Source organism: Bacteroidales bacterium (assembly GCA_018334875.1).
Lineage (GTDB): Bacteria > Bacteroidota > Bacteroidia > Bacteroidales > UBA12077 > JAGXLC01.
In genome coordinates, this window is sequence record JAGXLC010000086.1 from 1 (window position 1) to 14588 (window position 14588).

At 45.4% G+C, this 14588-nt stretch carries 9 protein-coding genes; 3 read left to right on the forward strand and 6 right to left on the reverse strand.

Features of this window, described 5'->3' with window-relative positions; all coding sequences use genetic code 11:
• The 6 genes from KGY70_09065 to KGY70_09090 form a co-directional block, all read right to left on the reverse strand.
• Window positions 1–187 (reverse strand): prephenate dehydrogenase/arogenate dehydrogenase family protein (locus KGY70_09065; GenBank protein ID MBS3775325.1); only part of this gene is annotated, 187 nt, incomplete at its 3' end.
• 548 nt (window positions 188–735) lie between these two features.
• Window positions 736–888 (reverse strand): hypothetical protein, encoded by a 153-nt coding sequence (locus tag KGY70_09070; GenBank protein ID MBS3775326.1) that lies wholly within the window; start codon window positions 886–888, stop codon window positions 736–738.
• A gap of 217 nt (window positions 889–1105) precedes the next feature.
• Window positions 1106–2221: a bifunctional 3-deoxy-7-phosphoheptulonate synthase/chorismate mutase type II gene (locus tag KGY70_09075; GenBank protein MBS3775327.1), complete on the reverse strand. Its 1116-nt coding sequence runs from the start codon at window positions 2219–2221 to the stop codon at window positions 1106–1108.
• Window positions 2222–2227: 6 nt separating this feature from the next.
• Window positions 2228–3391: an aminotransferase class I/II-fold pyridoxal phosphate-dependent enzyme gene (locus KGY70_09080; protein ID MBS3775328.1), complete on the reverse strand. Its 1164-nt coding sequence runs from the start codon at window positions 3389–3391 to the stop codon at window positions 2228–2230.
• A gap of 13 nt (window positions 3392–3404) precedes the next feature.
• On the reverse strand, window positions 3405–4262 hold the full coding sequence (locus KGY70_09085) for a prephenate dehydratase (protein ID MBS3775329.1): 858 nt from the start codon (window positions 4260–4262) through the stop codon (window positions 3405–3407).
• Between the two features lie 427 nt (window positions 4263–4689).
• Window positions 4690–7560, reverse strand: a complete 2871-nt coding sequence (locus KGY70_09090) for a glycoside hydrolase family 2 protein (protein ID MBS3775330.1) — start codon at window positions 7558–7560, stop codon at window positions 4690–4692.
• 131 nt (window positions 7561–7691) lie between these two features.
• Here KGY70_09090 and KGY70_09095 point away from each other — a divergent pair, with 131 nt between their 5' ends.
• The 3 genes from KGY70_09095 to KGY70_09105 all read left to right on the forward strand — a co-directional run.
• Window positions 7692–8540 (forward strand): methyltransferase domain-containing protein, encoded by an 849-nt coding sequence (locus KGY70_09095; GenBank protein ID MBS3775331.1) that lies wholly within the window; start codon window positions 7692–7694, stop codon window positions 8538–8540.
• A 1130-nt stretch (window positions 8541–9670) separates the two neighbouring features.
• On the forward strand, window positions 9671–12673 hold the full coding sequence (locus KGY70_09100) for an FAD-dependent oxidoreductase (protein MBS3775332.1): 3003 nt from the start codon (window positions 9671–9673) through the stop codon (window positions 12671–12673).
• Window positions 12674–12813: 140 nt separating this feature from the next.
• Window positions 12814–14588, forward strand: a 1775-nt coding sequence (locus tag KGY70_09105) for an FAD-dependent oxidoreductase (protein ID MBS3775333.1), incomplete at its 3' end; no start/stop codon positions are given.

The following is a 14588-nucleotide window of genomic DNA, read 5'->3' on the forward strand; positions in this document are numbered from 1 at the left end:
TTACCGCGTTGATCAACAGCTCGGGATCGAATTCCCGGATTTCTTCATAAGTGATAAACCGGTGTGCGTGGAAAAAGTACCTTAGCTTTTTCTTGTTGATATCAAAAACGCCGACTTCGTGCTCCAGACACAGGGATTCTACAAACCATGCACCCATATTGCCGGCACCGAGAACAAGTATTTTCATAGTATGGCTTTTCTGTTTTGTTATGATTTAATTTATGTGTTGTGTTTACATTATTTTTATTGAGCTGATTTTATGATTGAATGTCTGAAGGGGTGAAATATGGCCACGAATCCCGCTTTCAGACGGGACAAGTGCACGAATAAATAAATGATTGAATAAAGCAAAGGGCTTGGAGTGCAGAGCCCAGGGCGACTGTCCCGGGTCTCGTGTCCCGTGTCCCGGGTTGGTTGTAGCTAAAGCTACTGCTCTTAGTTTTATTTCATTTCGTAGCATTGTTGCTCCTCTACAATCTTCTAACCTATTGTTCTTTCTTGCCATTGTTCTTTTGCGCCATCGTGCAGTCGTGCTGTCGTTCCCGAATCCCGAGACGCAAGCCTTGCGTCTCTACTTGCCTGTAGCTACATCGCTGCCTACTGCTGCCTACTATCTACTGTCCACTATCTACTGTCCACTGCCTACTGTCTTTACCTGTCAAAACTCACTACTCAAAACTCACTACTCATCTTCCTTCCTTCCAGCCGAGGAGACACGCCACGGCATGTCTCTACTCACTTCCCGTATTCCCGTCTTCTCGTTCCTTCGTTCCATCGTTTTTTTGTGCCGTCGTGCTTTTGTGCTTTCGTGCCAGCGGGCTGTCGTTCCCGAACCCCGAGACGCAAACATTGCGTCTCTACTGCTGTGCCTTTAGCTACACTACTCAAAACTCACTACTACTCATCATTTCCCGTCTTCTCCTCTTCTCGTTCCATTGTTCTTTCGCGCTGTCGTGCAGTCGTGCAGTCGTGCTGTCGTTCCCGAATCCCGAGACGCAAGCCTTGCGTCTCTACTGCAATGCCTGTAGCTACAACGCTGCCTACTGTCTTTACTCACTACTCATTACTCACTACTCATTACTCTTCTCCTCGGTCTTAGCCTTATTCATGCATTCTTTCTTTCCTGCATCTCCTTTTCCACCTGGCTCATGATCTTTTCCTGATGGCTAATGGACTCCTGGTGAATGGCCCTGAAGATTTTCGTAATGAAATGGGGGGAAAGGTTCTTCATCTCACCCTGCTTGATGCGTTTGTTCAGAATTTCATCCCAGCGTTTGGTCTGCAGGATGGTGATGTCGTTTTCCTTTTTGTACCGCCCGATTTGTTCAGCTACTTTCATCCGTTTTTCAAAGATATCCAGAACCATGTCGTCATATTTGTCTATCTGTACACGGAGTTCCTCGATGGTGGCCTGCTGATCCTTATTCAGTTCTTCGTTTCTGAGCACAAGCTTGTCCAGCATGGATTTCAGCTCTTCGGGAGTGATCTGCTGTTTGGCATCGCTCCAGGCTTCTTCAGGATTGTGGTGCGATTCAATGATCAGCCCTTCGAAATTGAGGTCCATGGCTTTCTGTGAGATATCAAACAGATTCTCCCAATTACCGCAGATATGGCTGGGATCTGTTATAATGGGAAGCTCGGGTGCCTTTCGCTTCAATTCAATAGGTATTTCCCATTGCGGTGGATTTCTGTAGATGGAACTTTCATAGCTCGAGAAACCCCTGTGAATGGCTGCCAGCTTGGTAATTCCGGCATGGTTGATGCGTTCGATGGCACCAAGCCACAGGTTAACATCCGGGTTGATCGGGTTTTTAACCATGATGGGAATATCCACTCCCTTGAGGGCATCGGCTATTTCCTGTACCGCAAAAGGGTTGGCTGAAGTCCGCGCTCCTATCCATAAAATGTCCACCCCGTATTTCAGGGCTTCATATACGTGTTTTACATTGGCTACTTCCGTAGCCATATACATACCGGTTTCCTCCTTGGCTTTCTGCAGCCACTTCAGGGCTTTTGAACCGTGGCCTTCGAAGCCCGACGGTCTTGTACGAGGTTTCCATATCCCTGCACGAAAGATTTGAACTCCGTTTTTAGCAAGTTTTTTTGCTGTGTCCAATACCTGCTCTTCGGTTTCGGCACTGCAAGGTCCGGAAATGACCAGGGGTCGCTCCGTATTCAAGCCTGGTAAAGTAAAAGGCTCTAAATTCAGTTTTTCTGCCATAGCTATTTAGTTTATCGTTTGATGAATTCGTGATTTTGCTTCCTGTAAATCGTTTTCATTGCTGCACAGAGAAATGCGCAGGTATCTTTTGCCGTTTTCCCCGAAAATAAAGCCTGGTGTGATGAACACATTGGCCTGGTGCAGTATTTCTTCAGATAATGTTTCCGCATCTTCTGCCTCATCAGGTATTTTGGCCCATACGAACAGTCCGGTGGCATCTTTGGAATAGTTGCAGTTTAACAGATCAAAGATCTCCCGGACGATGGTACGTCGCTTTTGATACATGCTGTTCAGCTCCCGGTACCATTCATCCGGTAGCTGCAAGGCTGTAACGGCAGCCTGCTGTACCGCGTAAAACATTCCTGAATGCACATTCGAGTTCACTTTTTGCACGGTTTGAATGTATTCATCTTTGCCGCCAAGCATACCTACACGCCAGCCGGCCATATTGTGGGATTTGCTAAGCGAATTGAGCTCAATGGCCACCTCCTTTGCACCGTCTGCTTCCAGGATGCTTCGGGGGTTTTCATTCAGGATGAAGCTGTAGGGATTGTCGTTACATATCAGAATATGATGTTTGCGGCCAAATTCAACCAGTTTGGCGAACAAATCCGCTGAAGCCGTTGCTCCTGTTGGCATGTTGGGATAATTGACCCACATCAGCTTGACATTGCTGAGATCCCTTTGTTCCAGTTTTTCAAAGTCGGGCGCCCAGTTGTTTTGCTCATCCAGATCATAGGTCAGAATATCGGCCTGCATAAGTTGGGACACGGCCTGGTAGGTAGGATATCCGGGGTCCGGGATCAGTACTCCGTCACCAGGGTTGAGGAAAGCCATGGAGATGTATAGGATTCCTTCCTTGGAGCCGATCAGCGGTAAGATTTCTTTGTCCGGATCGAGTATTACGTTATAATACCGTTTATACCATTCCGAAAAAGCATTGCGGAGCTCCGGTAAGCCGACATACCCCTTGTATCCATGTGCATGATCCTTTTCTGCTTCCCGTTGAAGGGTTTGAATCACTTCTTCTGAGGGTGGCCGGTCGGGGCTTCCGATGCCGAGATTCAGCACCGGCTTGCCATCTGCGCGCATCCGGGCGATCTCCTTAAGCTTTTTGGAGAAATAGTATTCTTTAACAGTGTGCAATCGGTCTGCCGGATCGATAATCATAATTTATCCCCCTTTACATGATGGATTTTCCGCGTTTGTATTCTCCCAGAATTTCCAGTCCGCTTGTAAACGGCGTAACAGCGCTCAGGGCCTGCTGATAACTTTCGTAATCGTCGAATTCCACATCCACATAAAACTGGTATTCCCAATCCTTGCCAATAATAGGCAACGATTGGATCTTAGAAAGATTGATGTGATGGAACGAGAAGATGGACAATACTTTTGACAGGCTGCCGATTTTATGGGCCAGGGCAAAGGTCAGGGAAGATTTGTTGACATTTTTTTCTTCCTCATCATCTCCGTTGCGGTCCTTTAAAATTAAAAAGCGGGTATAGTTCTTCTTATTGCTTTCTATACCCGCTTTGATAACCTCAAGGTCATATCGTACTGCTGCCTGTTCACTGGATATGGCACCAACACCTTTTAATTCATTGTCTCTAATATGTTTGGCGCTTAATGCTGTATCAGGGCTTTCAATATAACGGATGTTCGGATGCTGTTCGAAGAAATCCTGGCATTGTAGCAGCGCCATGGAATGGGAGTAGACTTCTTTGATGTCATCGATCGTCTGACCGGGTAGTGCTACCAGATTTTGCTTAATACGCAGGTAGATCTCACCGATTATTTTCATATTGGAATCTTTAAGAAGCTTATAGTTGGGTATGATGCTGCCTGCCACCATATTTTCGATGGCCATGATGCCATAGTCTGCATGCTGATTCGCCAGATTCTTAAGCAACTGGCTGAAAGTTTGACCCGGTACTATATCGACATTGTCCTTTTCAAAGTAATGCAATGCGGCAATTTCGTGGAAAGCTCCGTAACCACCCTGAATGGCCACCCGTAATGGTTTTGTAGTCACCTGTTTCATTTTCTCATCGTTTAATTTATATTTCGTATTCTATCGGTTAACTGCCAAAAAAAATCCCGCGGGATCTCCTCGGGATTTCAATTATAGATTGTTCTTCAAATTCTATAATATCCATCCCTTTACTCTATAAAAAAATAAAAGTAGTTGTTAAAAAAGCCGTAAAAGAAAAATGTAAAGATGTGGATGCGCATAGTTCCTGATTTTAATGATTTACAAAAAAATAATCCCGAATTTCTCCGGGATTATTTGTATCTTATCTGTTTGCAATCTATACAAATAATCCCCTTATCTTCCAAAATAAAAGAAGAAATAAAAAAAGGAAATATTTGTATGACTTTGCCGCATGAGCCTTTTCTGTTTTGTGGGTGTAAAAGTAGAAATAATTTTAAAGCCGACCAAACATTTAATAAAATATTTTACATACAACTTATTTTGTATTGGAAGAAAACGTTTTACGTTGTAGCGGGGTTAAACTTACCTGACCCATCAGGCCGGACCCGAAAGGTTCCCATTCCTCTGCGGTAAACAGACCGTCGTCGTCTCTGTTTTCAGGTTTTCTTGCCGGAAAGTTGATGTTATAGAATTTTTTCCAGTATACGCCTTCCCTGTCCATATAGGCAATCCTGTTGGCCATCAGATTACTTACTCTGATCTCCAGGGTATTGTTTTTTTCAATCCGGTGCTCATTTACTACCAGATGGTGGGGAGGATGTATAGTCGTTCCCAGTTTTTTCCCATTCCAATGCACTTCAGCACTTTCACCGACCTTTCCGAGATCGAGCATCCACGCATCTGCATCCGGTATTTCAGAGGCATCCAGAATAATGGTATAGGATGCGGTGCCGGAAAACCTTTTATATAAATCTCCGCCCATCTCGGTCCAGGATTTTAGTTGTTTCGTTTCTAACCTTGGGGGCATTTGGGGGCCTCCATCCTCAAAGCTGACCTTCCAGTTTTTCTTGATTGACATGGAATCACCTGCTTTTTCCCAATAGGGATAATTATCTGCACTGACCGCCGCCTTGTCGTATGTTTCAAGAATACAGGATTCTCCGGGCCTGAGCTGAAAATAAACGGAGCCGTCTTTTCGGGTTGCGGCTTTTCCGTACCGGTCATTCATCGGATTATACAGAACAACTGATGAGGCATCTTTTTTTAATTGGACCCATTGATCGACCTTTTTGCTGCTTCTGTTTAAAATGAAGTAGGTGTGGCCGTGAGGCTGTTTTCGCCGGATAAACCACAAACTGTCTTTTACCATCGGTTCAGGTTGAACACCTGTGGCAGTGAGAATTTCATTTACCGGTTTTCCTTTAAAGAAAGCTCCTTTACCTGCCCCGGCCTTGTCTATGTCATTATCTAAAGAGGAAAAGTCAGGTTTTGTTTTGAATTCCCGGTATTGCTCCTGCCGTTTTTCGAGATTGCCAAACCCGGGAACATCGCCAGGCATTGTACCGGCAAATATGATTTTGGCGCCTTTGTTTGCCAGATCATACAGATGCTGGATCGTTTCAATAGGCATGTATTCAGTTTGGGGGACCACTATTGCCTGATAGCGGCTATCCTGTGCTGTTATCTGCTCATTTTTGAAGGAAAGTGTGGTGATCTGACGATCAGAGACAAAATCAAAGGTATATCCCTGGTTGTGAAGTTTTATTCCAAGTTCACGGGCTGAAGTGCCTTCAGCGCCACCATCAAAATGTTCCAGTAGCCGGTCTGAGAGGTGAGACCATCTGTCATAAACCGGAAAGTATACCAACAGGTCGTTGTCGGGTTTTCCAGTTTGAAGAAATGACTGGCAACGCGTTACATAATGATTGAGTGCCGGGAAATCGTGCCAGAAAGGATTGGTCGGTCCGAAATGCACGGCTGCGTAAAACAGCCAGCCGGGCCATTGTTCGTCAGGAGGGGAGTATGGAGTACCGTGGTAAACAATGTGATTGACCCCTCCAAGCAGATACCGGTCAATATTCTTCTTAACGTCACCTAATGTAGCCTGAAAATGTTCATCCAGCCATGTACAGGCTTCGGCTGAGGTTAAATTTTTTCCTGTCAGATGAGCCGCGGATGAAGCAAATTTAATGCGCATCAGGTCAGTGCCTTCTGTTTCGGGTATATCGCTTGCACCGTACAGGTCAAGTATATTAGCAGGAGAGCCATGCGCCTGGTTTCTGATGAGGGCATTATTTTCATGGGCCCAATTTTTCCAGGGCCGGGTAAATTTTTCCAGAAGGAGTTCCGAAATGGTTTCCCGGTAATCGCATAATACCCTTTGATGTTTTTCTTTTGATGTTTCTCCGAAAAGTGCCGGTAAATGTTTTCGCAGGTCATAACCCCGTCGTTGTTGGAAAGCCTCAAAAAATTCCGGAGTGAAGTTTGATTCTCCAAGGGCGTCATCGACTTCATACGAATCGTTGAAAAAAGCGCGGATGGATTGGATATCTTCTCCCGAAAAGGCTGTATCGAAGGCATGTAAATGTTGCTTTAATGCCGCTTCAGAGAAATGATCGATCACATTCCCTTCTCCTCCGGGTGAAGCCCTTTCCACCATCTTTCCGTGCCAGCCCTGAAAAACTGCATAAACATCCCATTCACCGGGAGGAACTTGCCAGATAAGTTTCCCGTTTTCGTTCACCTGATCGGTGATATTTACGATATCTTCGCTGTTTGAGTAAGCCATCAGGCATACCAAAGGCAGCTTGCCGGGAAACCGGACCTGTGCCAGTGCAAGTTGCTGAAGGCTGTCGGTCTTGCTTACCGGATACCGGATATCACTAATGTCCGGGTTTTTGCGTACCGCCCTGGCAAGGGGTTTTTGTTCATAGATGATCTTTTGCCGGATATCCTGATCACCGGTAAAATGATATTTTTTATATACCAAACGTTTGCAGGCATGTCTTGGACCGATCCAGGGCCCGCCAAAAGGCCAGCCAGAGGTGTTGGCCATATCTATTCCCAAATTCAGTGAGTCGGCAATATTTAGGGTTTGGTTAAGCAAACCCATCCATTTTGGGGAAAGGTAGTCCACAAATTGGTCTTCGTAACCCTTAACTCCATAAATGGGAGTTATCTCGAGACCTCCGAGTCCGGCCTGATGATATTTTGTCATTACCTGGGGCAGGGTTTCCGACTGGAGGCTGTTACCCTGCCACCACCAACGGGTCCAGGGTTTGGTTTCATTGTTGATCTCAGGCCAGCCGGCCTCCGGAGATGGCTTCTGACATCCCCCGGATAACATTGGGATGATGGCCACAACAAGCATTGCATGCTGAATTTTTTGACAGACATTTCTTTTCATAAGGCAGGATTTATTATTTTGTGTATTTTCGAGGCAGAAATATACAGCGCCCTTCTTAATAACAAAAGTGAGTATTTTTAAAGACAAATCCAACGTGTTTTGAAAAATAAATTCGTATAAATCCCCGAATAATGAAGCATGAAGACAACCCCAAAAGCATCAAATATTATGTAAAGCGGTTCTTGCTGAATAACCAGGGACGTTTTCAGGGCAAAAGAATTGTGGATTTTCCTGCCGGCAACGGGGTCACTTCAAGGCTGCTGAAAGAGATCGGGGCCGAACCCCTGGCTTTTGATTTATTTCCGGAATATTTTGATGTGGAAAACATGGAATGTGAAAGGGCAAACGTCAAAAAGGGAATACCCCTGGAAGACAAATCTGCAGAGGGTTTTATCTGCCAGGAAGGGATTGAGCATTTCAGCGATCAGTTTGAAGCTTTGAAGGAATTCAACCGCGTATTAAAAGAGCGGGGGATGTTGCTCATCACCACGCCGAATTATTCCAGCATACGTGCTAGACTAAGCTATTTGCTGGGGGAAAGCGAGCGCTCGGGTTCAAAAATGCCGCCCAATGAACTGGATAGCATTTGGATGTCACAACAGGAGATAACCAGCGAGATTTATTTTGGTCATCTGTTTCTCATAGGCATTCAGAAGCTGCGGGTACTTGCCAAACTGGCTGGCTTTAAGGTAAAAAAAGTATATGTTACTCATATTAAACCTTCCTCCTTGGTTTTCTTCCCCTTGTTTTACCCTTTTATCCTGTTTTCAAACTGGTTGGCTTACCAAAAAAATATGAGGAAAAACCGGGATTATGATCGTGCTGCCAAAAAAGCAGTTTATGGGGAGATGCTTAAACTGGCCATCAGTCCGAAGATTCTGCTTTCAAGAAACCTGATGGTGGAATTTGTCAAAGAACAGGACCATCAGGAAGTAAGCAGGAATTTAAAAAGCAGGCATAAGGAATTTGGAATTACCTAACCCAGATAAACTGGAAATCCTAATTTCTATCAATTGTGAGCGTCCGTTTTTTATGCCAATATAAATAACATTCTCCCATATTCGGTTACCGGTTAACAATTGTTCTGATTTTATATTCGTTTCGTATAATTTTAAATTTCTATCTTTAGAAACCAATTCTTTTAACTTGTATGCATGAGCAGAAAATAGTTACCATCAATATTTTCTTTTTGCTGCGAAAACAAAATTTTTCTGCCCGAGAGAAAAAATTTTTCTACAGCAATCTCCTGAATTTTTCATGATGGTGACGTCGCTACGCGACTTCTGTTGTTATCTGTGATCATAAGGCTACCATAATTCCGTCGCTACGCGACTTACTTACTAAAGATGGAAGCGAATTCGCGTTCCTAGGACAATCTGCATTGTTTTCCGGCGATATTACCGGCGGAGTTTACCGCTCGTATTGCTTCAACTACATCTTAAACTGTTTGTTTAACAGAATATAAATGGTATATTTATGCTAGTCAACTGATGAAGAAGTTGTATATGATTATTGTTTTCTGTCAGTTCGGTCAATTAATTTACAAATCATAAAATATAGAATTGGAATGCGCGGATTCTGATTTTGACAGAGAAATGGATGTGTTTGCGGTTGGCCATACCGGTGAATGGGATGATGCCGATGAGATGTATATTTTGGAGAATAAAATTGTGGAATGAAAGGTGGCTGTATGGAAGCGATTATCTTTACAGGTATTCAGGCGACGGGCAAATCAACTTTTTATACGGAGCGGTTTTTTAACACCCACGTGCGTATATCGATTTGATGAATTGTATTACGTAAAGATCCGGAACAATCAGTTTATAGTGGATAGCTGGAAGGAGGGATAACATTCCTCCCGGTTTGTTTTTTTATTGCTGTAAATTCATTATCTTAAATCCCTGAATCGATTCAAGTATCCAACCAAATAATTGATTCAATTTGAGATATGTACAAATTAAATCATTTGGTAAATCAAAGGCTGAGACCCGGGACAATTTCCTGCTCTGAGCTCTTTGCTCCAAGCCCTTTGCTCTTTGCCCTACGCCTCTTTAAATCACTTAATAAATTGATATATTAAAAAATAACAAAACATTCAATGAGCAGATCTATGAAACGACGCGAATTCATTAAAAACGTATCACTGGGAACAGCATTTATCAGTCTTACCGGTTTTTATTCCATAAAATCTTTTGCAGGCAAGCCACCAAAGGAAGGCGATGAGCTGTATGTACGAAGACCGGAGTGTGAATTGCCCATCATTGATGAGGCGGACGTGGTGGTCCTGGGTGGTTCCTCCGCCGGGGTGGCTGCTGCTGAAGCCGCTTCAAAAAACGGGGCACAGGTTTTTCTCGTTTGTGGTGATCCTTATCTGGGAAGAGATATTTGTGCCACCTATCGTTTTTGGGATATTGAGCCCTCGGGTAAGACGGAGCTGGAGTCCAGGCTCTTCCACCAGGGATTCCATACTCCCAACGACATCAAAAAAGGTCTGGAAGATGTCCTTCTGGAACAAGATATACCTTTTATATTGAGCAGCTATGTTTCGAATATCCTCCTGGATTCGGCCGGCAATCCGGCCGGTGTGGTTTTTGCCAACAGGTCCGGTGAGCAGGTCGTGAAAGCCCCGATGGTGATTGATGCTACAGAAAGAGCAACCGCTGCGAGGATTTTGGGAGCACCGTTTACTGAATATCCTTCAGGAGAACAAGCCTTTGACTTTACAGTACTGGGGAATAACCCTAAATCCGGGTATTCATATGAAAAACTGAATCCCCCGGTAAAACATAACGGTAACTCCTATCATGCCCTGCGTTACCGGCTCAATCTTTCCATGAAAGATGACAGCTTTGCTTCTTTTGCCAAAGCTGAGCAGAAAGCACGTGACATCACCTGGGATGCCGAACAGGTGGATGCGAGCGATATGCTGTTTCAGATCCCGCCGGATCATATTGAAGGTATGAAGCGGCATGGTGATAATACGGCAGATATTTCCGGTGTTTCGCTGGGTTGTTTCCAACCCAAAGGGTATAAAGGAATATATGTGCTTGGCGTTTGTGCAGATATCAGCAGGAAAGCAGCAGAAAAGCTTCTGGTGCCTTCCAATATGCTGCTTATGGGACGACGTATTGGTAAACAAGCAGCCAGAGAAGCAAGGCAGATTACCAGGGGAAGAATTGATCCCCTACAGAAGCAATACCCTTCAACTACTTCTATAATAACCCAGCATCAGGACGAGATGCGACCCCAGCATTACTTTGACCGTCTCCTTATAAAAGACGAGCACATACCGGTCATTGGCAGGTATGAAGTGGTGGTAATGGGCGGGGGCGCTTCGGGTGCCCCGGCTGCCATCAGTGCCGCCCGTGAAGGGGTGAAGACCCTTCTGGTGGAATACCTTCATGGTCTTGGTGGTACTTGCACCATGGGTCTTATCGGCAGATATTACCATGGCTACCGGAAGGGCTTTACAGAGGAGATTGACCGCGAGGTGAAAGCCATGGGTGGAGAAGGCCATCCCCGAAGGAAAGAGCGGGAAGATGAATGGGTCAGAGACTGGAAGATGGAATGGTTCCGAAAAGAAATAAGAAAAGCCGGCGGCGACATCTGGTTTGGTGCCCTAGGCTGCGGGGCAGTGGTGGAGGATAAAACCGTGAAAGGATTGGTGGTTGCCACTCCGCAAGGCAAGGGTGTTGTGCTTGCCGACAAGGTAGTGGATTCCTCCGGCAGTGGCGATATCGCCATTGCAGCAGGAGCAGGATACGACTATACCGGCGCCGAAACCGTGGCCATCCAGGGTGCCGGCTTGCCTCATTTCAATCCCGATGATTATTACAACAATACCGACTGGACCTTCATCAACGATTCCGATGTATTTGATGTGACCCGCACGTTTCTTGCCGGAAGGGAAAAGTTCCGGAAAGCCTTTGACATTGGCAAGCTGCCCCAGACCCGGGAACGCAGGAGGATCGTAGGCGATTACCGGATCTCCGTGCTGGATGTTTACAACAACCGCACCTACCCCGATACCTTATCGTATCACAAAAGCTCTTTCGATACGCACGGTTTCACCATTGATCCGTTTTTTACACTCAGGCCCCCGGAAGGATCCGGGATTGACGTGTTTGCCGAGGTTCCGCTAAGGGCTATGTTGCCTAAAGGTCTGGAAAACATACTGGTCACCGGGCTGGGAACAAGCGCTCACCGCGATGCCATGCCGGTGATACGCATGCAGCCCTGCCTCCAGAACCAGGGGTATGCTGTGGGTTTGCTATGCGCCAGGGCCCTGCGAACCGGTAAAAAATTCCGGGAAACCGATATTCGTCCTGTACAGAAAAAACTGGTAGAAATGGGTAACCTCCCCGAAAGGATGCTGGAAGCAAAAGACAATTATCCACCCTCGCGGGAAAAGATAAAGGAAGCTGTCGATACCCTGCCTCAGGATTTCAAAGGGCTGGAAATTGTGTCCTGGGATTTTGAAAGATCACTTCCCTTTCTCAGGGAAAAGCTCGACCAATCTGAAAGCAAAGAGGACCAGACTGTTTACGCGTATGTGCTGGGTGTTTATGGCTATCCTGACGGCTGGCAGATATTAAAAGATGCCGTTGACGGGTATAATGACTGGGATGAAGGGTGGCATTACACAGGTATGGGCCAATTCGGGGCCTCGTCCAGTCGCCTGGACGGTCTGATCATGGCCCTTGGCAGGTGCCGGAAAGAAGAGGCGCTGCCGGCCATCCACAGAAAGGCCGAAGATCTGACTATGTTAAGCGCTTTTTCCCATTTCCGTACCATTGCCGAGGCCTGCGAGACCATAGGAAGCCGGCGGTCTGTGCCGGTACTTACACAGCTTCTCAATATGCCTGGTATCAGGGGATATACTGTAACGAACTATGAAGAAGCTGTATTTGCCTCCAAAAAAGTAAGATCCATTGAATCCCATTATGGAGAAACCGGGGTCAGAAACAGAACCCTTAAGGAACTGTTCCTGGCTCGGGCGCTTTATCGTTGTGGTGATCAAAACGGACTGGGAGAACAGATACTCAGCGAATATGCCAATGACCTGAGGGGACATTATGCAAGGCATGCGAGGGGTGTATTGGAGAAAGGATGAAAATGGTAAAGTAGAAATAGCTTAATACGCTTTTTCTCAATTATTATAGGAGATTAAAGAGGATAAGGAACAAAGATTCTGAAGACCAGTGTTTTAGACCCATTAATTAAAAGGTTTATAGAACAATTTAATATATTTTAATGAAAAGACGAAAATTTATAAAAACTCTGGCCCTGGGAGGTACCCTGATTGGTTGTCAGCCTTTTTTTGCTGTCAATTGCAGGAACAAAAAAGATGGCTTATCTGTAGCCCGCTTTTGCCAGGAATCAGAACGAAATATCCCCCTGATTGATTCAGTGGATATCGTAGTTGTAGGAGGATCAACCGCTGCAGTAGCTGCTGCTTCCAAAGCCTCCCGGAACGGAGCTACTGTTTTTCTGGTTGCTCCGCGACTTTATCTGGGTGAAGATATTTGTTCCACATTACGCCTGAAAATTGACAAAGACAGAACACTTAAAACTGATCTGGAAAAACAATTGTTTGGCTCAGAATATCAAACCACTCCCACCAAAGTAAAGGACATTCTTATTCAGACACTGGAGGAGGCCAAGATCAAATATGTTTTCGGTTCATATGTTACGGATATACTTTGGGAACAAAAGGAAAAACCAGCCGGTATCGTGATGGCTAATCGATCGGGCCGACAAGCGGTGAAATCCAAAGTAATAATCGATGCTACCGACCGGGCATGGGTTTGCCGGATGACAGGAGTTAAATCACGCTTGCGGAAAGGATCAAAACTCAATTTTCAAAGAACAGTGATTGAATCTCCGCAGGATAATAATTATGAAGGAAAGCCTGTTGAATACAATACAGACATTTCCATGCCTGATCTTCACTTTTCTTCTTTTGCCCGGGCTGAGCAAATTGCCAGAGACACAACATACAAAAAAGGTCAGTGGAGAGCTTCAGAGCGTTTGTTCTGTATTCCTCCTGAACCGATTGTGTGTCAGAAGAAGAAAGAAGAATGGGATGATTCGGAAAATATCAGTATAGACCATTTTAAACCGGAAGGAATTAAATATTTCTACCTACTAAGTGGAGCTGCAGATATACCCAGGTCAAAGGCTCAATCTTTGCTTGAGCCCGCAGCACTGACAGAAACAGGAGAAAAAATTGGGAAGTCAGCCGCACGGGAAGCTAACAATTTATCCCAGATTAATGAGGTAGAGTTAAGAAATAATCATCCCGACCCCACTGTAAAGGGCGACACTAAAGAGATACTTACCGGCCTTCGCGCTATTGATAAAAACCTTTCTCACGTTCGCAGTCCTTCCCGGAGCCTGCCAGTTTTTGGCGAATATGATGTGGTTGTGGCCGGAGGTGGTACTGCAGGTGCAGCCTCTGCCATTGCTGCCACCCGCAGGGGAGAGCGGGTTCTTATAATGGAATACCAGGAAGGTTTGGGAGGGACCGGGACCGTAGGACTTATTGGAAAACCTTATCACGGAGAAAAAATAGGGTTTGCGAGTGAAGTACCTTTCCCGGAAAAAAGCATTGAGCCCAAAATGGAGTGGTACCGCAAAGAAATTCGCAAAGCAGGCGGAGAAATATGGTTTGGCGTTATTAGTTGTGGGGCTTATATGCAGGAAAACCATGCTAAGGGTGTAGTAGTCGCTACTCCCGAAGCTCGCGGAGTGGTGCTCGGGAAAGTGGTCATTGATGCTACGGGAAACGGGGATATTGCCATTGCAGCCGGCGCTGATTATAGGTATGGAACAGTTGAGGAAGACCAAATAGCCCTCCAGGGTTCAGGCTACCCTATGCGACCTTTAACGGGTTCTTACGTAAATACCGATTATCTCCTGGTGGATGAATCCGATTTGGTAGATGTAAGACGCTCTATAATAGGAGTTACCCGAACAAAGGGGACAAAAAATGAGATCAACATCAATTATGGCAAATATGCACGTAA